Origin of the sequence: Leifsonia sp. Leaf264 (assembly GCF_001422325.1) — a bacterium.
Lineage (GTDB): Bacteria > Actinomycetota > Actinomycetes > Actinomycetales > Microbacteriaceae > Orlajensenia.
Genome location: NZ_LMMR01000007.1, coordinates 139,582 through 160,818, shown reverse-complemented (window position 1 = coordinate 160,818; position 21,237 = coordinate 139,582). Strand labels below are relative to the sequence as shown.

The window sequence follows — 21,237 nt, the reverse complement described above, 5'->3', positions numbered from 1 at the left end:
TCTGCGTAAAGTTTCGTGCGTCGGCGGCGCAAGTGATCCGTTCGGGCGCCCGCTCAGCGAGCCGCCGGCACCGCCGCGCGCCCGGTCGACGCCCGCACCACGAGCTCCGGTGCGAAGTAGAGCTCGTCGGTGATCGGCGAGCCGCTGGTCATCTGCCGCATCAGGAGCTCCACGATCATGCGGCCCATGGACTCGATGGGCTGGCGCACTGTGGTCAGCGGCGGCTCGGTGCAGTTCATGAGCGCGGAGTCGTCGTAGCCGATCACCGAGATGTCCTCCGGCACGCGCAGGCCGGCCCGTCGCACGGCTCGCACGGCGCCGAGGGCCATCGGGTCGCTGGCGCACACCATTGCAGTGACGCCCTCCTTGAGCAGCCTGGTCGCCGCCGCCTGGCCCGCCTCGAGCGAGTACAGCGAGTGCACGATGCGCCGTGCGGGCAGGTCGAGGCCCGTCGCGCCGGCGATCCGCTCCGCCGCCTCGAGCTTGCGGCGCGACGGCATGTGGTCCGTCGGGCCCAGCAGGATGCCGATCTCGCTGTGGCCCAGCTGCATCAGGTGACTGAAGGCCTGTTCCATCGACACGCTGTCGTCGCACGAGACCGTGGCGAAGTCGAGGTCGGGCACAGGGGCGTTCACGAGCACCGTCGGCAGGTTGAGCTCGCGCAGCCGCTCGTAGTGGTCGTGCGAGGTGTCGGCCTGCGCATAGGCGCCGCCGACGAAGATCACGCCGGAGACCTGCTGGTGCAGCAGCAGCTCCACGTAGTCAGACTCCGAGATCCCGCCGGCAGTCTGGGTGCAGAGCACCGGCGTGTAGCCGTTCTGCGCGAGCCCGCCCGAGATCACCTCGGCGAAGGCCGGGAAGATCGGATTCTGCAGCTCGGGCATCACGAGGCCGACGAGCCGCGCCCGCTCCCCGCGCAGCTTGGTCGGCCGCTCGTAGCCGAGCACGTCGAGGGCGGTGAGGACTGTACGCCGAGTGGCCTCCGAGACGCCGGGCTTGTTGTTGAGCACCCGGCTCACCGTGGCTTCACTGACTCCGACCTTGCGTGCGACATCCGCCAACCGTCTCGACATGCCCGCAAGTGTACGACTTAATCGCGCAAACACGTGCGCCCTCGATCATCCGCCGGAGCGGACGATCGAGGGCGCCTGTCGTGCGTGCGACTACTTGGCCGTGCAGGCCGTGTTGACGGCGGCTGCAGCGTCGGAGATGTCGGTCATCGCCTTGGTCTGCGCGTCGGCGTCGAGCTGCTCGGGATCGGTCGGCACCGTGGCGATGTAGTCCTCACCGGCGTCGAGAGCGTCACTCAGGCCGTCGAGGGCCTTGTCGACGGCCTTGTTGTCGTCCCACTCGTCGGAGAGGGCGTCGACCCGCTCGTCGAGGGTGTCGAAGTAGGCCTTGGCGTCGGCCTGACCGGCCGACAGGTCGCCAGCGAGGGTGTTCTGCGCGCCGTTGTTGATGTCGCGCACCTCGGAACGGAGGGTGTCGCAGTTCTGCGCGGAGGCCGTCGAGTCACTCGACGAGCCCGAGGCGCAGCCTGTGAACAGCAGGGCCGCGGAAACGGCGATGGCGGCGATGATGGCCGGGCGGTTTGTCTTCATGGGTGTGGATCTCCCCTGTGTGTTGCGGGTGGAACGGATGGTGCAAAGCGTCAAGTTTACGCTTCACCCACCGACGCCGCCTGCCGCCGCTATTTCTTCCCGAACGCCTCGCGCCGGATCATCTGCGCGACGGTCGGCGCCCCCTCGGTGCTCGACACCGCCACGATGCGGCGGGCGTAGGTCGATTCCTCGGCCTGGCGCAGCAGGACGTTCGCAAGGTCGGCCCGCGACGTGAAGGCACCGGGCGTGTAGCGCTCGGCGTAGGCGTACGAGGTGACGCCGTCACCGTCGTACAGCCCGGAGGGGCGCACGATGGTCCAGTCCAGGTCGCTCGCCGTGACGATCTCCTCCATCCGGCGCATGTCGGCGTAGAGCTGGCGCCCGAACACGTTCACGATGACGGGCTGCAGCAGCTTCTCGAAGAGGAATCCACCGTGCGGGCCGGCGGCGGGATCGAGCGCGCTGGAGCTCACGCAGGCGAATCGAGTCACGCCGTTCTCGGCCATGGCGGCCAGGATGTTCCTCGCCCCCACGGAGTAGACGGTGATCTCGTCGCGGCCGTAGGGAACTCCGAGCGCCGAGAGCACGGCATCCGCTCCCTCCACTGCGGCAGACACGGCGGCTGCGTCGTACACGTCGCCCTCGACGATTCGGAGGGCGTCGTCGCGGAGCGGGAAGTCGGTGGGTCGACGGGTGACGGCCGTGACGTCATGGCCTGCGGCGAGCGCCTGCTGGACGAGCAGGCGCCCGGTGGGGCCGTTCGCCCCGAAGACGGTGATGTGCATGGGCTGCTCCAGTCGGTACCATATGTTCAGAGATCCATATCTTACGGAAACCATATCATATGACTATCGAAGAGAATGGGGCGGATGCCGCCCACCGTCGCGCCGTCACAGCAGCGAAGGACGGCCTCCGCGAGCTGCGCGTGCAGCTCTCGGTACTCAACCACCAGGTGGGGCTGCGGGCCGGGCTGCGCGATGTCGATCTCGACTGCCTCGATCTCATCTCGGCCAACGGGCCGCTGAGTCCCGGGGCGCTGGCCAGGCTCGCCGGAGTGCATCCGGCCACCCTCACCGGCATCCTGGACCGGCTGGAGAAGGGCCTGTGGATCGCCCGCGACCGCGATCCGGCCGATCGACGATCGGTGCTCATCCGGATCGAGCCGGAACGCAATCGCGAGATGTTCCGGCTGTACACGGGAATGAACAGCGAGATGGATCGACTGTGCGCGGACTACGACGAGGACCAGCTCGAGGTGATCACGGGGTTCCTGCGCCGATCGGCCGAGGCCGGCCGCGTCGCGACGGGGCTGTTCGCCGAGGAGTGACCGTTCGCCGAGGAGTGACCGGTCGCCGAGGAGTGACCGGTCGCCGAGGACTGAGCGAGGGGCTCGGCGCGACGGGCGCCGAGCCGACCGGACTCAGTACCAGTTGACCGACTGGCTGTGGCTCCACGCCGAGCACGGTGAGCCGTAGCTGCCCGCGATGTAACCGAGACCCCAGGAGATCTGTGTCGCGGCATTCGTGGCCCAGTCCGAACCGGCGCTGGCCATCTTCGATCCCGGCAGGGCCTGCGGGATGCCGGTGGCTCCGGAGCTGCCGTTGCTGGCGTTGACGTTCCAGCCGGACTCCTTGGTCCAGAGGCTGTCGAGGCACTGGAACTGGTCGTCGCCCCAGCCGTACTGGGTGGCGGCGAGCTGGCGCGCCGTGGCGCGAGCTCCGTCGGGGGTGTTCGCGACGCGTGCGGCCTCAGCTGCGGCGGCGGCCGCGGCATCCGCAGCGGCGACGGCTGCTGCCGTCTGGTCGGCGGCGGCCTGCGTCGCGTCGGTGAGTGCGACGGTGCGACCGACGCTGAGCAGCCTGTAGTCGGCGAGCTGGGAGACGCTGGTCTCCAGGGCTGAGGCATCGACCTTCGACGTGGCCGAGGCGATGACCTTGTTGGCGCTGGCGATGGTGGTCTTCGCGGCACTCTGCGCCTTGTAGGCGGCGATGTCCTCGTAGAACGAGAGGTGGTCGCTGTCGAGAGCGCCCTGCTGGGAGAGGGCGGCGGTCTCGCGCTGGGCGGCGGCCTGGTCGGTGCTGGCGTTGGCGATGAACGGGGCTGAGAGCACGCTTCCGGCTGCGACGAGCGCGATGGCGGTGGTCGCGATGATGCGGTTGCGGCGGGTGCGGGGAGTGATGGTGGGGGCGTGACGGCGCACAGGGGTCCAATGCTCGTTCTTCCCTGCTGCGGGCGACGGACTGCGTGATGGCAGGCGTGAGCCGCGGCGCTGCACCTCGGGTCGTGCAGCACACAGGCTGGCTGTGGCACGGGAATCGGGCCCGTGCCCCGCGTGGCTGACCACGCAGAACTCTGCCACTGCCGCGCGATGCGCGGTCAGTGGCAGAGCGGATCATGCCGATGGGGGGATCGGCACGTCCTGAAGAAATCTAGGCGATCGCCCTGTGCAGGTTCTGTACCGGGGCTGGCATAGCGCTGAGAGCGCGCACACGGCACCGACGGCGCGGACGGACCCCGCGCGCCATTGCGGCGGCGCATGCGGCGTGGGCCGGGCGGCCTCAGCTCGCCTCGGCCGCCCTCGATGGAGCTGCGGCATCCGAATAGCTCGATGTCACCAGGATGGGCAGGTGATCGGACGAGCCGCGCGGCAGCGTGACCACGCTCTCGATCGAGAGCCCGACCGACGTCGCGAGGTCGAAGTGGCCGCGGAACACCTTGTAGCGCGTGTAGGTGCGGCTGTCGCTGAGGGTGAGATCGTAGCCGGATGCCGTGATCTTGTCGCTCAGTCCCGCCTTGAACACGGGGTAGTTGTAGTCGCCGACCATGAGCACGGGCAGGCCGGGGCCCATCAGCTGCATCTCGGCGAGCGCGGCGTGGATCTGCTTGCGCCGCAGCGAGTTGAGCGCCGTGAGAGGGGCCGCGTGGAACGACGCCACCACGAACTCGCGGTCGTGCTCCTCGTCGCGGAGCCTCACGGCGATGAGACGCTCATGGGCCGGCTTGGCCACGCGGTCGTACAGCGAGCGCTTGAGCTCGAAGGCCTTCGTGCGCTGCACCGTGTACTGGCCGTTGCGGTGGTACACGGCCAGGCCGAGCCTGTTGCGAGCCGTCGCATCGGACAGGTGGAGGTCGCCGATGAACTCCGGCAGCGCCCTGTCGTCGCACTCCTGCAGGCACAGCACGTCGGGCGAGTGACGCTGCACGATCTCCGTCAGCTCGCCGATCGCGCGGTGCTTCCGGAGGTTGTAGCTGATGACCTTCACGGTGACTTCTCCCGTACTCGGCGGACCCGTCAAGCCTACGGCGATGGCGGACGCACGTCTGAACGTGGACTGTGCAGCGACTGAAAAGTATGATGCCGGCGGCTGTCGCGGATGCCGTCCTCAGCCGATCGGTTCGATCAGCGTCGGGTCCTCGGGGTCGACCGTGCGCGTGTTGTTCACTCTTGGGTCGACCTCGAACGTCGTGATGGTGGCCGCCACCTTCTCGGACTCGGCGTCGAGCAGCGCGAGGAGGTGCTCCTTGCCGCCGTCGTCGAGCTTCACCGGCGCCAGGTACTCGTCCCAGACCGCGCGCTCGAGGAAGACCGGCATCCGATCGTGGATCTCGCCGGAGGCATCCCGAGCCGCCCGGGTGATGATGGCCGTCGACACCACCCACTGGTCGTCGACCTTGCGGGCCGTCGCGAGACCGGCCGCCGCGAGCAGGCTCCCCGGGCCCTGGATGAAGTGCGCCCGCTTGTGACCGGGTTCGCCCTCCCACTCGTAGTAGCCGCGCATCGGCACGATGCAGCGCGAGCCGGCGAAGGCGCCCTTCCACATGCCGTTCGTGGCCACGGTCTCGATGCGCGCGTTGAAATTGGGGCGTTTCGAGTCCTTGATGAACGAGGGATGGAAGTCCCACACGGCCGGCTCGATGCTGCGCGTGATCTCGCCGGTGTCGTGGTGCTGGCGCTCGCGCACTATGGGCACGACGTCGGTCGGCGCGATCGAGTACGTCGGACGCCAGTCCCTGTAGTCGTTGCCCTGCGCCACGAATTCCTGGATGAGTTCATCGACTTTCGCGTCGTTGGCGAATCTTCCGCACATCCCGCCAGTCTGTACGACATCCGGATGCCGGCACCAGTGCCGCTCGAGATGCTGGTGCGGGAGGCCGAGACCCAGTAAATTCGGACCACTACTTCCGCAACCCGAATGCTGGAGGTCTCGGTGGCATCGACGTCGGCACGGTTGAGAGCATGGCTGACCCGTCGGCCGCACACGATCACGGCGATCTGCCTCCTGGCCGTCGCATTATGGGTCGGCGCCAGCACTCCGGCGGATGCGATACCGAGTCGGGTTCCGACTGCATCAGACGACGCCGTCTGCCAGAGAGCGGCCTCGCTCTTGGCGAAGGGCGACGCGGAGGCCGCCCTGACGCTCATCCAGCAGTATCGCCAGCCCGCCATCGACCGGGGATCCGCCGGACTCGCCGGAGCCGGCGACGGCGACCTTGCGACAGCATGCGCCGATGAGTGGGCCGACGCGCTCGCGCACTCCCCCGCACCGACGAAGACCCCCGCCCAATCCATCGGCGATGCGTGGGACGGCTTCGTGGAGTCGTCTCTGATGCCGCTCGCTGGTCTTCTGTCCGCGCTTCTGGTCACGTGGGCGACCATCTTCCTGCTGGCCAGGGTGGGCGCCGCGTTTCTCCCAGCGCTCAGCACCGGTTCGACGACCGAGAGGCGGAGGAAGGACGACGTCGCAGGCGGTCTGGTCACCGTCGCCATCTCGACCGTCGGATTCTTCCTGGCGGTCACCGCCGGCCTGCTCTCGATGTACCCGCTCGGGATCCGGATCGTCGTGATCGCCGTTCTCGCCTTCCTCGTCATCGGCGGCACTGTGAAGATCGCACACGCTCTCGCCACGCGGCGGAGCATGCAGGTGAGTGTCGTCGACAAGACCGGCGCCCTTCAACGAGGACCGACCGATGATCTGACCGCGTGCCTGCGGAAAGTGGGAGATGCGCCCGCAGGCAACATCGCCCTGCCACGGCCCACGGACATCACGGACTTCGTCGCGTTGACGACGCAGGCGGAGTCCAAGCTCTCGGCCTTCGTCGGTTCCGTCATCCAGCTCCTGCTGAACATCAATCCGTGGAGGCTCGGGGTGACGGTCCTCGATGACTCGACCGCCATCTTCAGCCTTGACCGCAACGGACGAACCCAGCGCGTCGAGAAGGTCGGTCTCGATTCGTCGCCCGGTATCGTCGCCGAGGCCCGCGGGCCGGCGATGATGCAGATGGCCGCGGCCTTCGCCACTCTCGAGGTGGCCGCCTCCTACGACGACATGAACGGGTTCTACGGTGCCACGAGGTGGAAGAGCATCGGCTACACGATGATCGCCCTGTCCACGAAGGACAGCGGATCTCGCAGGGAACTCCTCCGCGAGGCTGTGAAAGCCGACAGCAACAACCTCCGGGCCCAGGCGATCCTGTTGTACGGCGAGAACATAGCGAAGACCGATTCGCCCACGCTGTCAGCGTTCATGGACGCGCTCGAGCCGATGATCAACCACTCGTCCCTCCTCGCCGGCTTCGAACCGGTGTTCCGCGAGGTCGAGGTCAACGCCGCGCCGCGTCCAGAAGAGCACGCTGAGCCCGACTTCCTCATGCTCCAGCTCCTGTACAACTACATCGTCGCCGCCCGCAATCGGGACGCAGCCGCATACAACGAACGAGCAGCCGGAAAGCCGACGACTGATGTCGCACCACTGACAATCGAGGGAAAGGCCCGTCTCATCGAGGCCTTCGATGCACTGCTGCCCGCCCTTTTCAGAGATCCCCCGCGTGAGCGGGAGGAGGCGATCGATCAGCTCCGCCAGCGGTCCGCGATCTCCCGCGACCGTTTCAAAGCCATCGTCAGCGATCCGAGCGATGACGACCTGCGTGCCGCTGTCGGCCTCTGGTTGAGCCAAGGGCGAACGTCCATGGACCCCGATGTCGCCTACTCGTACGCCACGGCGATCGCGCAACGTCATCGTGGGCACCCTGCCAGACGAGCGGCGGCTGTTGCAGCACCGTTGCGGCGCGCGCTTCCGACTCCCGGCGAGAGCGGAGTCGCAGACGACCCCGAGCTCGGTCCCTTCGCGACCATCGACGAGATCCGTCGGCTCGTCCTGCTCGACACGACCGACGTATGGACCCTCGGACGGTTCCGTGAACTGAAACCGGCTCTGAAGACAGTCGGGATCAACACTCCACTCGACCCGGAACTGCCCAACCTTCCGGGACTTCGCGAGCACCTGAAGCTCGATCCGCCCGAGTTCCGTCACCTTCTGGACAGTGCGGCCATCATCAGGGTCGTCCTGGCCGTGCTCGATGACCCCGCGCCCGCCGAGCTCGCGCCGATCCGCCCCAGGAGGATCGCCGCGGCCGGGTACTTCACGGACGACCGCAACTTCAGCGTCCGCGGACTGACGGAGGCACTCCAAGGCCCCGAGACCTTCGTCGAGACCCTCGCCGAGCTCGGCAAGGCGCTCTTCTGGAAGCCGACCATCGACGAGGAGGTCGCCTTGACCGTCCTCCTCACCCGGTTGCAGGGGGCGCTTCCCGCCCATCCGTGAATGCGGGCATCACGCAGCCGTAGAGCGCGCCACGTAGACCGTGTTCGACGACGTGCCGCCGGTGATCGGGTTCGCGAAGTCGACGACGTGCGCCACGGGGTCGGCGAAGACGCGCGCCATCCTCGCCAGGAACTCCTCGTCGGGCGGATCGTCGGACCACAGCGCGAACACTCCGCCGTCGACGAGGTGCCGCGCGAGGGCCTGCAGCCCGGCCACGGTGTAGAGATCGGCGTGACTCGGGTCGAGCTGGTGCCGCGGGGAGTGGTCGACGTCGAGCAGGATCGCGTCCCAGCGGGCATCGCCGTCGCCCGGTCCCCGCCGCATCACCGCGAAGAAGTCGTCGAGCACGAGGCTGGTGCGGGGATCCGTCGTCAGAGTCTTCGAGACCGGCAGCAGTCCGCGCTCGTGCCAGTCGATGACCGCCGGCATCGTGTCGATCACGGTCAACGAGCGCACCCGGGGGTCGCGCAGCGCGGCGATGGCGGTGTAGCCCAATCCCAGCCCGCCCACGAGCACGTCGAGCGACGCCGGTTCGTCGCCGACGGATGCCGCCAGCCCGAGAGCCGCCAGCTCCTCCTCCGCGACCGTGAAGAGGCTCGACATCAGGTACTCGTCGCCGAGCTTCACCTCGAAGACCTCCACCCCGAGCGACGGCTCGACGCGACGCCGCAGGCTGAGGTCGCCCATCGCGGTCTGCTGCCAGTCGAGTTCCTCGAAGCGCATGCTCATACCGCTGATCATCGCATCCGTCTGCGAGAGGACGCCCGCGCACGGTCGACGGATGCCGACACCATGCCGCGGCGTCCCCTCGTGCGAGGCGGCACGTGCGAGGCGGCACGTGCGAGGCGGCACGTGCGAGGCGGCACGTGCGAGGCGGTGCGGGCGAGGCGGCGCGGGCACGAAAAAACCGCCGGATCACGGAGGATCCAGCGGTTGAGCGGAGACGGAGGGATTTGAACCCTCGGTACCCTTTCGGGTACTCCACCTTAGCAGGGTGGTGCACTAGGCCGAACTATGCGACGTCTCCAGGATGCTCGCGAGCGAACACACCTCAGCAATCATAACCGCACTTCGCGCCCCGTCAGAATCGAGGCGCCGGACCGACGCGTGATGGGCGTCACGGGGAGATCGACAGGAAGATGAAGGCGGCGAAGATCACGAGGTGCACGCCGCCCTGGAGGCGGGTCGCCCGACCGGGTACGAGCGTGAGGATGCTCACCAGCACCGTGAGCACGAGGAGCACGATCTGCGTCGATCCGAGCCCGAGGGCGAGGGGGCCCGCGATGAAGAAGGAGGCGACGGCCATCGCCGGGATCGTGAGCCCGATGCTCGCCATCGCGGAGCCGAGCGCCAGGTTGAAGCTGGTCTGCACCTTGTTCTGACGGGCGGCGCGCACGGCGGCGATGCCCTCGGGCAGGAGCACCAGGAGCGCGATGACCACGCCGACGAAGGAGGGCGGGAAGCCCACGGCCGCCACGCCGGCCTCGATGGACGGCGACTCGAGCTTGGCCAGGCCGACGACGGCGACCAGGGAGACGAGCAGCAGGACGAGACTGACGAGCGCCTCGCGACGCGACGGCGTGCTCGCGTGCTCACGGGCATCCGCAGTCCGGCCCCTCTCCCCCTCGGTCACGACCGGAACGAACATCTCCCGGTAGCCGACGGTCTGGGCCGCGACGAACATGCCGTAGAGCACCACCGATGCCAGGGCGACGAAGATCAGCTGCGGTGAGCTGAACACCGGTCCCTGCGACGAGGTGAACGTGGGCAGCACGAGGCACAGCGTCGCGAGCGCCACCACCGTCGCCAAGGCGCCGCCCGTGCCCTCGGCGTTGAACTTCACCGGGCCGTGCTTGAACGCCCCCAGGAGGAGCGCGATGCCGACGATGCCGTTGAGGGTGATCATGATGGCCGCGAACACGGTGTCCCTGGCCAGGGTCTCCGAGCCCTCGCCGCCGGCGGTGACCAGGGTGATGATGAGTGAGACCTCGATGACTGTCACCGAGACCGCCAGGATCAGCGAGCCGAATGGCTCGCCGACGGCATGGGCGAGCACTTCGGCGTGGTGGACGGCGGCCAGCACGACGGCAGCCAGCGCGACGGCGACCAGGGCGACCACGACGCCGTTGAGGTCCCGGCCCCACCCGGCGACCAGCACCACGATGCCCAGCACCGGGACGACGATCGGCAGCCAACGCTGCAGGCGTCCGCCGGAAGGCGTCTCGATCGATGGCGTGCCTGGAGTCTCTGGGTCGGGAGACTGGGATGTCATCGGCTCGGTGCCGCCTTCCGTTCGGCTACTGGTCGTCGAGTGTTCGGCCGCTCGAGCAGGTGTACTGCCCCGCGGTCTGGCCCTCTGCATCGACCTCGGTCTTGGTCGTCGGAGCGGTGGTCGCCGGCGGCTTGCTCGGGTCGGTCGTGGCTGTCGGCTTCTCGGTGGCCGTCGGCTCCTCGGTGGCAGCGGGAGTCTCGGTGGCGGCCGGCGCGTTCGGGTCGGCGACCGATCCGCCGGTGTCGCCGGTGAGCGAGATGGGCTGGTCGGCGAGCAATGCGGCGTTCAGGGCGTCGGCCGCGTCCTCGCGCGGCACGACGCCACCCTCGGTGCTGCCCGTCGGGTACTGCACGAACACGACGCTGTTGAGGTCGATGTCCTTCAGCGCCATCGCGATCGAGACCATGGTGTCCATGTTCTGCAGGCTGTTCGACAGCTTCATGTTGCTGAGCGCCGCCTTCGCGAGCGAGTACAGCTTCACGGGGTTCGTGAGGGTGTCAGCACTCTTGATGGTGCGCACCAGCGACGACAGGAACACCTGCTGGTTCGAGATGCGGGTCAGGTCGCTGCCGTCTCCCACTCCGTGGCGGGTGCGCAGGAACTGCAGGGCGGCGAGGCCGGAGAGCGTGTGCATTCCGGGGTCGAGGTAGGTGTCGGTGTGGTCGTCCTCGATGCGCTCGGCGACGCAGACGGGAACACCGCCGACGGCATCCGACATCGCGATGACTCCGTTGAACTGCACCTCGGCCGCGAACGGGATCGAGAGGCCCGTGAGCTGCTCGACGGTGAGCACGGTGCAGGCGAGGCCGCCGTAGCCGAGGGTGGTGTTGATCTTCTGGCTGCTCATCGCGTCGAAGGTGCCGCCATCGGGGTCGGGGCACTCGGGGATGGGCACGAACATGTCGCGGGGGAAGCTGATGACCGATGCGCTGGAGTGGTCCTGCGCGATGTGGAGGAGCATGGTGACGTCGTTGAGGTCGCCGCTCTCCTCGCCGTAGCCGCCGCCCTGGCCCTCGCGGCTGTCACTGCCGACGAGGAGCACGTTGGCTCCGCCGTCGATGGCGCCGATCTGCGGGATCGCGCCAAGGGTCTTCTCGTTCTCGAGGGTGACGCCCGGGCCCACCTCGGAGGCGAGGCTGAGGCTCGCGATGCCGACGACGGACACGCCGGCCACGAACACGACGGCCATCGCGGAGGCGAGCGCCTTGAACGCCGTCGCCGTCGCACTGGACTTCTTCAGCCTGCCGTGCCTGGCAACGCCCGGGGTCTTCAAGGACCGGCGGGAGTGATGGCGAAGATCGTCGCTCACACAGTTCCTCTCAATAGTCGGATGCGCTGTCAGGGGCTGGCGGAGGGCGTGGGATTCGAACCCACGAGACATTTCTGCCCACCAGTTTTCAAGACTGGCTCCATCGGCCGCTCGGACAGCCCTCCATGTTCAGTTCAGGCTGATTCGCCTTCGCGAATGGGGGTGGCATGAAACGAACAGGGCTCGATTCTAGCCGATGACGGTGTTCTCACAGTTCCAGACGTACCTGCGAAGGCTCTGCATGAGCCCCGTGGAAACGCCGGTTGATCAGCAGCGGCGGGCTGACGGATGCCGATCGAGGCACGCATCCGGCATCCGCATGCTCAGTCCCCGAAGCTCTGCAGCGCCCGGGCGAGGCCGTCGTCGTGCACCGATGCGGTGACCTCGGTCGCGACGTCCTTCACCTCATCCGGCGCCTGTCCCATGGCGACCGCGCGCCCCTCGACGCCGGCCCAGCGGAACATGTCGATGTCGTTCCTGCCGTCGCCGGCGGCGAACACCCGCGAGCGCGGGATTCCGAGGTGCTCGCGCACCCGCTCGAGGCCGGTCGCCTTGTTCACGCCGTCCGGCGCGATGTCGAGCCACGCCGTCCAGCCGATGGCGTAGGTCACCTGGTGCAGGCCCATGCCCTCGACGATGGAGAGGAACTCCTCGAGGTCGTGGTCGGGCGAGACCACGACGACTCGGGTCGCGGGCTGCTCGGCGAGCTGCTCGAACGGCACGAGGCGCGCATTCTCGAGATTCCACTCGGTCATGCCATCCGTGTACAGCCTGAATCCCGTCGGATCCTCGACCATGAACCGACCCGTCGGCAGGTGGGTGCGGATGCGGTCCAGGACGGGGCCGGGATCGAACGTCTCCACGTGTGCGCGCCTGTAGCCGTCGGCCTCCGATGCGTCGCGCTCCATGACGAGGGCACCGTTGGAGCACACCACGAACTCCGGTTCGAGGCCGAGGTCGTCGAGCACGGACTTGGACGCCGACCAGCTGCGCCCCGTTGCGAGGGTGACCTCGTGGCCGAGTTGCCGCACCCGTTCGATCTCGTCGCGCACGGCGGCACTCAGCGTCTCGTCCTCGTGCAGCACCGTTCCGTCGACATCGAGCGCGATGAGCCAGCGCTCGGATGCCGCCACGGGAGTGATGTCGTCGTCCTCGGGCGCGAGGCTCATCGGCTGGCGACAGGCTCGAGGACCTCGAGGCCGCCGAGGTAGGGACGCAGCGCCTCCGGGACGCGCACGGATCCGTCGGCCAGCTGGTGGGTCTCCAGGATGGCGACGATCCAGCGGGTGGTGGCGAGAGTGCCGTTCAGGGTGGCGACAGGAGCCGTCTTGCCGCTCTCGGTGCGGTAGCGGGTGTCGAGGCGGCGCGCCTGGAAGGTGGTGCAGTTGCTGGTCGAGGTGAGCTCGCGGTAGGCATTCTGCGTCGGCACCCAGGCCTCGACGTCGAACTTGCGGGCCGCACTCGATCCGAGGTCTCCGGCCGCGGTGTCGATGACACGGTAACTGAGCCCCAGCGACTGCAGCATCTCCTCCTGCAGGGCGAGCAGGCGCTCGTGCTCCGCCTCGGCCTCGGCGGGCATGATGTAGCAGAACATCTCCAGCTTGTTGAACTGGTGCACGCGGATGATGCCGCGGGTGTCCTTGCCGTGGCTGCCCGCCTCGCTGCGGTAGCAGGTGCTCCAGCCCGCGTAGCGGAGGGCGCCCTTCTCCACGTCGATGATCTCGTCGGAGTGGTAGCCGGCGAGCGCGACCTCGCTGGTGCCGGTGAGGTAGAGGTCCTCCTTGGGGAGGTAGTAGACCTCGTCGGAGTGGGCGCCGAGGAAGCCCGTGCCCTGCATGATCTCGGGCTTCACCAGCGTCGGCGTGATGAGAGGAACGAACCCCGCGGCGAGCGCACGGTCGAGCGCCATGTTCATGAGTGCGATCTCGAGGCGGGCTCCGATGCCCTTGAGGTAGTAGAAGCGGGCGCCGCTGACCTTGGCTCCGCGGCTCATGTCGATGGCGTCGAGGATCTCGCCGATCTCGAGGTGGTCGCGCGCCGGGAAGTCGAACGTGGGGATCTCGCCGACCTCGCGGAGAGTGACGAAGTCGTCCTCTCCCCCGGCGGGAACGCCGTCGATGATGACGTTGCCGATACCCCGCACGATCTCGTCGAAGCGGGCAGCGGCATCCGTCGCCGTCTGGTTCGCCTCCTTCACGCGGGCCGCGAGCTGCTGCACCTCGGCGACGAGGGCCTTCTTCTCGTCGGGTGCCGCCTGGGCGACGCGCTTGCCGAAGGCGTTCTGCTCGGCTCGCAGCCGCTCGAACTCCGAGATGGCTGACCGACGGATGCCGTCGGCCTCGAGGGCCTCGTCGACGAGGGCGGGGGAATCCCCGCGGGCCTCCTGCGAGGCCTTGATGACGGCAGGGTGGTCGCGGAGGAGTACGGGATCGATCACGGTCGTCAGTCTACAATCGCGGGACTCCGCGCCATTCTCGGGCCGGCGCCCGAGGGGCCGGACTCACCCGACCGATCCGCCGACCCATGCAATACGGTGGGACGCATGACAGCAGCCCCGCCCCAGACCCCGCGGGCGGCGGTGATCGTCAACCCGATCAAGGTGGATCCGACGGCGCTTCGGGCGATCGTCGCGCGGCACTCCGACTGGCACGGCTGGGCCGATCCGCTCTGGTTGGAGACGTCGGTCGAGGACCCGGGCAGCGGGGTCGCCGCCCGGGCGGTCGAGGCCGGAGTGACGGTGGTGCTCGCCGCCGGCGGCGACGGGACCGTGCGCGCTGTCGCCGCGGCCCTCCGTGGAACCGGCATCCCCCTCGCGCTGGTGCCGTCGGGGACGGGCAACCTGCTCGCCCGGAACCTCGGCCTGCCCCTGGGCGATCTCGATTTCTCCGTGCGCCTCGCCTTCGACGGCACGAGGCGGCCCATGGACGTGGGCATGGCGTCCGTCGTCACCGAGGACGGAGCATCCGCCGACCATGCCTTCGTCGTCATGGCCGGCCTCGGCCTCGATGCCGACATGATCGCGACAGCCAACCCCGAGCTCAAGAAGAAGGTGGGCTGGCTCGCCTACGTCGACTCGGGCATGCGCGCGCTGCCGAAGGCCGAACGCTTCAGGCTGCGGTACTCGATGGGCGACGAGGAACACCGCCATCACGCGCGCATCAGCACCGTGCTCATCGGGAACTGCGGCACGTTGCCGGGCAACATCCTGCTGTTCCCGGAGGCCAAGGTCGACGACGGCATCCTCGACATCGCGATGATGCAGCCCCGCACCCTGTTCGGCTGGCTCGACGTGTGGCGCCGCGTCGCCTGGGAGAACCGCGTGATGCGGAAGTTCGCCTTCGGTCGGCGCATCATCAAGCTGACGGATGCCGCCGCTCCCGCCACGATGACCACCATGCGCGGCCCGCGCATCAGCATGCACCTCGAGGAGCCGCGCTTCTTCGAGCTCGACGGCGACGAGGTGTCCGTCATCAGCTCGATGACGGCCTGGGTCGACGATGACGCCCTCGTCGTGATGGTGCCGCCGACGCTCGACGGGCGCTGACGCTCGTAGCCTGCGGTCCGTCGTTCGCGCCCCGTCAGCCGCTGGGGACCGTCAATGAATGGGACGCCGCGCCGACGCGTGCCAGCGTGCGGTGGCGTACGCGAGGATCGCGAGGCCGCAGGAGAACAGCAGCACCGCCGATGCCGGCAGCACGAGCACCTGCACGATGCTGATCGTCGCCCAGTCGACGCCCGCGTACTCCTGCTCAGTGCGCCGGCCCGGCAGCATGAACGACAACGCGGCCGCCCCGACCGCGCAGCCGATGGCGCCGAGCACCAGTCCGGCCCAGAGCGCACGCAGCCAGGGGTTCACGGCTCCTCCTCGCCGAGGGAGGCATCGGCGTCGTCCGGATGCGCGGCCAGCCAGCCGAGCGCCCGCGACAGGGTGAGGGCGACCAGGCCGATCAAGCCCACCATCACGGCCGGCGGTGCAATGGCCCAGGCCGAGACGCCGAACGCGTCGCCGAACGCCGAGATGCCGAACCCTCCGCCGGAGGTGGTCGTCGCACTCTGCACGATGAGGGCGACCCCGACGGCGACCAGGGCGACGCAGGCGATCCAGAGCGCGATGAGGTAGGGATTGCGACCGCCGACGGATGCCGCTGGCGTCCGCGCCCGGTGCGGCTGCTGTTCGGCCACGTTGGCCGGCTCGGCGGCCGGAACCGACCCCGCCCCGGCCCCGGCCCGCATGGATGCCGCCGGCTGCACCGGGGTGCGTGCCGCGGGACGGGCGACCGGCGGCTCGATGGGGCGCGGGATCGTCGCCTTCACGGTCGAGGCGAACGCCGGCCTGTCGTCGACCTCGTCAGCGGAGATCGGACGGCGCAGCTGCTCGTGACGCTCGGGATCGTAGCCGCGCTGGAAGCGGGGATCGAAGCGCGGATCGAGTCCGCGACGTTCCTCAGGGCGCGGCGTGACCGGCGCCGACGCCGGCTCGGCCGGAGCTGAAGCGTCCTGGTAGCCGCGCTGGAAGCGGGGATCGAACCGTGGATCGAGTCCGCTGCCGTCGGCGGCCGGCACGTCCTCGTCGTTCGGAGCCCCGTTCTCGGCCATCGGCTACATCCCCGTCACGGCATCCGTCACGGATGCGTCGGCGTCAGCCTGCGGCTCGCCGCTCACCAGGCCGCGCAGCCAGTCCCGCGCCTCGATGAACACCTCGTCCTCGTAGCGCGAGGTGAACTCGATCTGCTGCTTGTCGGCGCGCGGGTAGGAGCCGAGGAAGATGACCTGCGGGCTGAAGCGGCGCAGGCCGAGGAGGGCATCGGCCACCCTCTCGTCGAGGATGTGGCCGTCGGCGTCGATGACGAACCGGTAGCGTCCGAGGGCGTCGCCGATCGGACGCGATTCCAGCAGGCTGAGGTTGACGCCGCGGGTGGAGAACTGCTCGAGCATCTCGAGCAGGGCACCGGGGTGGTCGTCGGGGAGCTCGACGATGAGGCTGGTCTTGTCGGCACCGGTCGGGGCCGGGATCGACAGCTCGCGACCGACGAGCACGAAGCGCGTGACGGCGTTGGGGTTGTCGCCGATGTCCTCGGCGAGCACGTCGACGTCGTAGTGGTTGACGATGCCCGGCGGGGCGATCGCCGCATCGGCCTGCGTGCTCTGGAACAGTTCCGAGGCTGCGGCCACGTTGCTGGTCGACGGGATGTGCCCGTGCGTCGGGAGGGCGGCCTCGAGCCAGCCGCGCGTCTGCGCATAGGCGACAGGGTGGGCGTTGACCACGTTCACCTGGTCGATGGTGGTGCCGCGTCGGGCGACCAGCACGAAGTTCACCGGAACGAGGTACTCGCCGATGATGCGGAGGCCCGAGACGTTGGCCAGCGCATCCTGCGTGGCCGAGACCCCGCCCTCGATCGAGTTCTCGATGGCGATCATCGCGGCGACGCTGCGGCCGCTGATGACGTCGGCGAACGCCTCCCCCACGTTGTTGACGGGGCGCCAGGTCTTGCCGGCAGCAGCCTCGACCTGCGCCAGGGCTGCCTCGGTGAAGGTGCCGGCCGGTCCGAGGTAGCTGTAGGTCTCGTGGGCGGCGTCGGCGGCGGGCTCGTCTGGCATGGGCATAGCCTAGCCACGAGGTGTGGCGCTACGCCCTCGAAATGCGACGCCCGCGATGCCAGACTGGGCACCATGACGGATCGCGCAGGAACGCCGGCCAAGAAGTCCGACCTCATCGATGTCGAGGCTCTCATCCACGCCTACTACGAATTGAAGCCCGACCCCTCCATACCCGAGCAGCGGGTGGTGTTCGGCACCTCGGGCCATCGAGGCAGTTCCCTCACCACGTCGTTCAACGACTGGCACATCGCGGCCACCACCCAGGCCATCGTGGAGTATCGCGCAGGCCAGGGGATCACCGGCCCGTTGTTCATCGGTGCAGACACGCACGCCCTGAGCGCCCCCGCCATGACGACGGCACTGAGCGTGCTGGTCGGCAACGGCGTCGAGGCCATGGTCGACGAGTACGACGACTGGGTGCCGACACCGGCCGTCTCGCTCGCCATCATCACCTGGAACAACGACGCCGCCCATCGCGCCGCCGGCGAGACCGCCGACGGCATCGTCGTCACTCCGAGCCACAACCCGCCCTCCGACGGCGGATTCAAGTACAACCCGCCGCACGGCGGCCCGGCCGACTCCGATGCGACCAGCTGGATCGCGACCCGTGCCAACGAGATCATCGCCGACGGCATGCACGCCGTGAAGATGGCCGAGCCGAGTGCCGTCCAGACATATGACTACCGCGGCATGTATGTGGCCGACCTCGCGAACATCATCGACTTCGACGCCATCAAGCGCAGCGGCATCCGCATCGGCGCCGATCCCCTGGGCGGGGCATCCGTCAACTACTGGGGTGCCATCCGCGACTATTACGGCATCGACCTCACCGTGGTGAACGAGACCGTCGATCCGACGTGGGAGTTCATGACCCTCGACTGGGACGGCAAGATCCGCATGGACCCGTCGAGCCCGTCGGCCATGGCGAGCGTGCTGAAGCACCAGAGCGAGTACGACATCCTCACCGGCAACGACGCCGATGCCGACCGTCACGGCATCGTCACCCCCGACGGTGGCCTCATGAACCCCAACCACTACCTCGCCGTCGCCATCGAGTACCTCTACGGCCACCGCGGAGGATGGCGACAGGATGCCGCCATCGGCAAGACGCTGGTGTCGTCGAGCATGATCGACCGCGTGGCGAAGCACCTCGGGCGTCGCCTCTGGGAGGTGCCCGTCGGCTTCAAGTGGTTCGTGCCCGGTCTCATCGACGGCTCCGTCGGCTTCGGTGGTGAGGAGAGCGCCGGCGCCAGCTTCCTGCGCTTCGACGGCACGGCGTGGACGACGGACAAGGACGGCATCCTGCTGGCCCTGCTGGCTTCGGAGATCCGGGCGGTCACGGGTCGCAGCCCGTCCCAGCTCTACGCGAAGCTCGTGGAGAAGTTCGGCGACCCCGCCTACGAGCGCATCGACGCTGAAGCCACCCCGGCGCAGAAGGCCGCGCTCGGCAAGCTCGACGGCGACGCCATCACGGCGACGGAGCTCGCCGGCGAGACGATCACGGCGAAGCTGTCGAAGGCACCGGGCAACGACGCGGCCGTCGGCGGTCTCAAGGTCGTGAGCGAGAACGCCTGGTTCGCGGCCCGGCCGAGCGGCACCGAGGACGTCTACAAGATCTACGCCGAGTCGTTCCTCGGCGAGGACCACCTGCGCCAGGTGCAGGCCGAGGCGCGCGATATCGTGGACGGCGCGATCAGCTAGTCCGTCCGCTCAGCGACCGCGTCCGACGACGTCGGACGCGGCGCGCCTCACGCCTGGTTCTTGATGCTCCAGAACTGGAGGTTGCCGCCCCCGGTGGCGATGGCATCGTCGATGTCCCAGTAGTCGGAGTCCTTGGTGTGCCCGGCCACGTAGATCTTCACGCCGTCGGCCGTGTGGTCGACTCTGGTCACGGTCGTGGTGTGGTCGAGGTCGCCCGAGGAGTCCCAGTCGAACTGCACGATGTCGCCGACCTTCACGTTGCTGCGGTCGTTGCCGAGGTAGGTCGCCCGCTCGGGATGCGCCAGCAGGTAGTCGGAGAAGGCCGTCGAGCTGATCCATGCCGGACTCGACTGACCGTTCGAGTACCACCACTCCGAGTCCATCGTCCAGCCGCGGGCGATGAGACCCTGGCTGGCGAAGTTGGCGCAGTCGGCTCCCGAGATCGCCGCATAGACCGGGTTGTAGCTCGACCAGTAGGCGAGCATGTAGTCGGTCTGCGCCGTGATGTGCTCGTCCGGCGTGTAGCTGAAGGTGAGCTCCGGAGTAGCCGCGCCCTTCACGCCGAGGTCGGCGAGGGTTGTCGCCGGAGTCAGGTCGACCGGGACGGCATCGCCGGCGTCGTCGAGCACGTCGATCGGCACGGTGCCCTCGGAGTAGGCGGCAGCGGCTGGTGCTGCCACGGTGACTGCGGCGTCGGTCGCCGAGAGCACCGCCGCCGGCTGACCACCCACGGTGACAGTGGTGACGTCGGCGAGGTTCTCGCCCGAGAGGGTGATCGTCGTGCCCCCGGTCACCGGGCCCGAGGTCACGACGGGCAGTGCGTCGATGACGGGACGACTGGCGTCAGCCGTCGTCGACGGCGTCGTGATCGGCTTCACCGTGGCCTTGTGAACCGGTGCCGGTGCCGCGCTGACCGATGCCGGGGCATCCGTCGCCGATGCTCCGGCCGTCGCGCCGACAGTGAGCGCGCCGGCGGTGACGGTGAGCGCGAGTCCGCAACTCACCAGCGCCGTGCCCGCCGTGAACGGCGAGTGCGACGCATGCAGCCCGCGGCGGTGCTTGCGGGAGGCGAGGAGACGAACGGTGGAGATGAGGGTGGGGGACGTGAACGTGCGGGTGGAACCGTGGTGCATGAATCAGTTTCGGGTTGCCGAGCAGAAGACCCGTAACCTCATCACACGGTTATGTCAAGGCTCTGGACGAATCCTCAACATTTCATGGGAACGCATGGATCGGCCGCCTCGCCGCCGCGACCACCCCCACCTGCAGCGGCTCCGATCAGCCGTAGTCCGGAGCGGCCGGAAGGCCGAAGAACTCCTCGAGCGTCGTCACTCCGGTGGAGTGCATCTCGGTGGCGAGGTCCACGCCGATGTAGCGGTAGTGCCACGGTTCGAACTCGAAGCCGGTCACCGGCACCTTGTCCGCCGGGTAGCGCAGAAGGAACCCGAACCTGTAGGCATTGGCGGCGAGCCACTGGCCCTCCGGGGTGTCGGCGAAGCACTGGTTCAGGGAGCATGCTCCGGATGCCGCCCCGATGTCCATCGCGAGGCCGGTCTGGTGCTCGCTGAAGCCGGGCCTGGCCGTGCTCAGGTCGGCGCCCTCCTGGCCGAGCGAGGCGACGTCGCTGTCGTAGACGGACTGCTGGGTGGAATAGCTCCGGTAGGCACTGTTCGAGGCGAGCGCGAGACCCGCCTCGTCCGAGACCGCCTGGAACATCACGACGACGGCATCCGATGCCTCCTGGCGCAGCACCGGGTCCCAGGTGTGCGCGACGGGCACGTCGACGAGGTCGGCCGGTTCGTAATCGACGGGGTTCAGCGGCCGCAGCTTGTCGCTGACCACCCAGATGCTGGTCGGATCGTCGATCGACCGCGCGGCCTTGTCGAAGGTAGGTACCGCCGTGGGCGTGGGCGTCAGCGTGGGAGCGGGTCGGGTCGGAGTCGGGGACGCGGATGCCGGTGCCGCGGTTCCGGATGCCGACGTCCTGGTGGCGCTGTCGTCGCCCTCGGCGCCCGAGATCACGCCGGCCGCAGTGACACCGACCGCAAGCACGACGACCGCGGCACCGACCGCGATGATGCGGTTCCGGCGCCGGCGGTCTGAGGCGCGTCGGTCAGGGCTCTCGGACATGGATCAAGCGTATCCGGCACCCGA

At 68.6% G+C, this 21,237-nt stretch carries 20 protein-coding genes and 2 tRNA genes; 4 read left to right on the top strand and 18 right to left on the bottom strand.

Annotated elements, in window-relative coordinates; all coding sequences use genetic code 11:
• Positions 1 to 53: 53 nt before the first annotated feature.
• The 3 genes from ASF30_RS16555 to ASF30_RS16545 all read right to left on the bottom strand — a co-directional run bounded on the left by ASF30_RS16555 (position 54) and on the right by ASF30_RS16545 (position 2,386).
• Positions 54 to 1,073, bottom strand: a complete 1,020-nt coding sequence (locus tag ASF30_RS16555) for a LacI family DNA-binding transcriptional regulator (protein WP_055909199.1) — start codon at positions 1,071 to 1,073, stop codon at positions 54 to 56.
• A gap of 90 nt (positions 1,074 to 1,163) precedes the next feature.
• A complete protein-coding gene (locus ASF30_RS16550) occupies positions 1,164 to 1,601 on the bottom strand; it encodes a hypothetical protein (RefSeq protein ID WP_055909196.1) in 438 nt (145 codons plus the stop codon).
• An 89-nt stretch (positions 1,602 to 1,690) separates the two neighbouring features.
• Entirely contained in the window at positions 1,691 to 2,386 is a 696-nt protein-coding gene (locus tag ASF30_RS16545; RefSeq protein WP_055909195.1) for an NAD(P)-dependent oxidoreductase, read from the bottom strand.
• A gap of 59 nt (positions 2,387 to 2,445) precedes the next feature.
• On the opposite strand from ASF30_RS16545, the gene ASF30_RS16540 reads away from it, so the two are divergent.
• A complete protein-coding gene (locus tag ASF30_RS16540) occupies positions 2,446 to 2,928 on the top strand; it encodes a MarR family transcriptional regulator (RefSeq protein WP_055909193.1) in 483 nt (160 codons plus the stop codon).
• Positions 2,929 to 3,021: 93 nt separating this feature from the next.
• On the opposite strand, the gene ASF30_RS23415 is transcribed toward ASF30_RS16540, so the two are convergent.
• From ASF30_RS23415 to ASF30_RS16525, 3 genes are all read right to left on the bottom strand, one after another.
• Complete coding sequence (locus tag ASF30_RS23415; protein ID WP_055909191.1) at positions 3,022 to 3,801, bottom strand: hypothetical protein; 780 nt, start codon at positions 3,799 to 3,801, stop codon at positions 3,022 to 3,024.
• A gap of 358 nt (positions 3,802 to 4,159) precedes the next feature.
• Complete coding sequence (locus tag ASF30_RS16530) at positions 4,160 to 4,864, bottom strand: endonuclease/exonuclease/phosphatase family protein (RefSeq protein WP_055909188.1); 705 nt, start codon at positions 4,862 to 4,864, stop codon at positions 4,160 to 4,162.
• A gap of 120 nt (positions 4,865 to 4,984) precedes the next feature.
• Entirely contained in the window at positions 4,985 to 5,689 is a 705-nt protein-coding gene (locus tag ASF30_RS16525) for an SOS response-associated peptidase (RefSeq protein WP_055909185.1), read from the bottom strand.
• A gap of 120 nt (positions 5,690 to 5,809) precedes the next feature.
• Here ASF30_RS16525 and ASF30_RS16520 point away from each other — a divergent pair, with 120 nt between their 5' ends.
• Complete coding sequence (locus tag ASF30_RS16520) at positions 5,810 to 8,203, top strand: hypothetical protein (RefSeq protein ID WP_157497477.1); 2,394 nt, start codon at positions 5,810 to 5,812, stop codon at positions 8,201 to 8,203.
• Positions 8,204 to 8,212: 9 nt separating this feature from the next.
• Here ASF30_RS16520 and ASF30_RS16515 read toward each other — a convergent pair whose 3' ends face one another.
• The 7 genes from ASF30_RS16515 to serS form a co-directional block, all read right to left on the bottom strand.
• Entirely contained in the window at positions 8,213 to 8,932 is a 720-nt protein-coding gene (locus tag ASF30_RS16515; protein WP_055909180.1) for a spermidine synthase, read from the bottom strand.
• 209 nt (positions 8,933 to 9,141) lie between these two features.
• A tRNA-Ser gene (locus ASF30_RS16510) sits at positions 9,142 to 9,230 on the bottom strand.
• 90 nt (positions 9,231 to 9,320) lie between these two features.
• Positions 9,321 to 10,475 (bottom strand): calcium:proton antiporter, encoded by a 1,155-nt coding sequence (locus ASF30_RS16505; RefSeq protein WP_082467970.1) that lies wholly within the window; start codon positions 10,473 to 10,475, stop codon positions 9,321 to 9,323.
• Positions 10,476 to 10,500: 25 nt separating this feature from the next.
• The gene (locus ASF30_RS16500) at positions 10,501 to 11,784 is read right to left on the bottom strand and encodes an LCP family protein (RefSeq protein ID WP_055909177.1); all 1,284 of its coding nucleotides are present in this window, start codon (positions 11,782 to 11,784) and stop codon (positions 10,501 to 10,503) included.
• Positions 11,785 to 11,821: 37 nt separating this feature from the next.
• Positions 11,822 to 11,909 (bottom strand) — tRNA-Ser (locus ASF30_RS16495).
• Positions 11,910 to 12,107: 198 nt separating this feature from the next.
• On the bottom strand, positions 12,108 to 12,953 hold the full coding sequence (locus ASF30_RS16490) for an HAD family hydrolase (RefSeq protein WP_200918470.1): 846 nt from the start codon (positions 12,951 to 12,953) through the stop codon (positions 12,108 to 12,110).
• A complete protein-coding gene (serS, locus tag ASF30_RS16485) occupies positions 12,950 to 14,221 on the bottom strand; it encodes a serine--tRNA ligase (RefSeq protein ID WP_055909175.1) in 1,272 nt (423 codons plus the stop codon). The genes ASF30_RS16490 and serS overlap by 4 nt, the downstream gene beginning before the upstream one ends.
• 105 nt (positions 14,222 to 14,326) lie before the next feature.
• On the opposite strand from serS, the gene ASF30_RS16480 reads away from it, so the two are divergent.
• Complete coding sequence (locus ASF30_RS16480) at positions 14,327 to 15,328, top strand: diacylglycerol/lipid kinase family protein (protein ID WP_055909173.1); 1,002 nt, start codon at positions 14,327 to 14,329, stop codon at positions 15,326 to 15,328.
• A gap of 51 nt (positions 15,329 to 15,379) precedes the next feature.
• Here ASF30_RS16480 and ASF30_RS16475 read toward each other — a convergent pair whose 3' ends face one another.
• Genes ASF30_RS16475 through pheA form a run of 3 tightly spaced genes read right to left on the bottom strand, consistent with a single transcriptional unit; the run spans position 15,380 to position 17,382 of the window.
• On the bottom strand, positions 15,380 to 15,640 hold the full coding sequence (locus tag ASF30_RS16475; protein ID WP_055909171.1) for a hypothetical protein: 261 nt from the start codon (positions 15,638 to 15,640) through the stop codon (positions 15,380 to 15,382).
• Positions 15,637 to 16,380 carry a hypothetical protein gene (locus tag ASF30_RS16470; RefSeq protein WP_055909170.1) on the bottom strand — a complete coding sequence of 248 codons (744 nt, stop codon included), beginning with the start codon at positions 16,378 to 16,380 and terminating at the stop codon, positions 15,637 to 15,639. Before ASF30_RS16470 ends, ASF30_RS16475 begins: the two co-directional genes overlap by 4 nt.
• A gap of 3 nt (positions 16,381 to 16,383) precedes the next feature.
• On the bottom strand, positions 16,384 to 17,382 hold the full coding sequence (gene pheA / locus ASF30_RS16465) for a prephenate dehydratase (RefSeq protein ID WP_055910381.1): 999 nt from the start codon (positions 17,380 to 17,382) through the stop codon (positions 16,384 to 16,386).
• Between the two features lie 72 nt (positions 17,383 to 17,454).
• Between pheA and pgm the strand changes: the two genes are divergently transcribed.
• Positions 17,455 to 19,083 (top strand): phosphoglucomutase (alpha-D-glucose-1,6-bisphosphate-dependent), encoded by a 1,629-nt coding sequence (gene pgm / locus ASF30_RS16460; RefSeq protein ID WP_055909168.1) that lies wholly within the window; start codon positions 17,455 to 17,457, stop codon positions 19,081 to 19,083.
• 47 nt (positions 19,084 to 19,130) lie between these two features.
• On the opposite strand, the gene ASF30_RS16455 is transcribed toward pgm, so the two are convergent.
• Both ASF30_RS16455 and ASF30_RS16450 read right to left on the bottom strand, forming a co-directional pair.
• Complete coding sequence (locus ASF30_RS16455; protein ID WP_055909166.1) at positions 19,131 to 20,216, bottom strand: amidase domain-containing protein; 1,086 nt, start codon at positions 20,214 to 20,216, stop codon at positions 19,131 to 19,133.
• Between the two features lie 145 nt (positions 20,217 to 20,361).
• Entirely contained in the window at positions 20,362 to 21,213 is an 852-nt protein-coding gene (locus tag ASF30_RS16450) for a M15 family metallopeptidase (protein ID WP_055909164.1), read from the bottom strand.
• Positions 21,214 to 21,237: the final 24 nt, after the last annotated feature.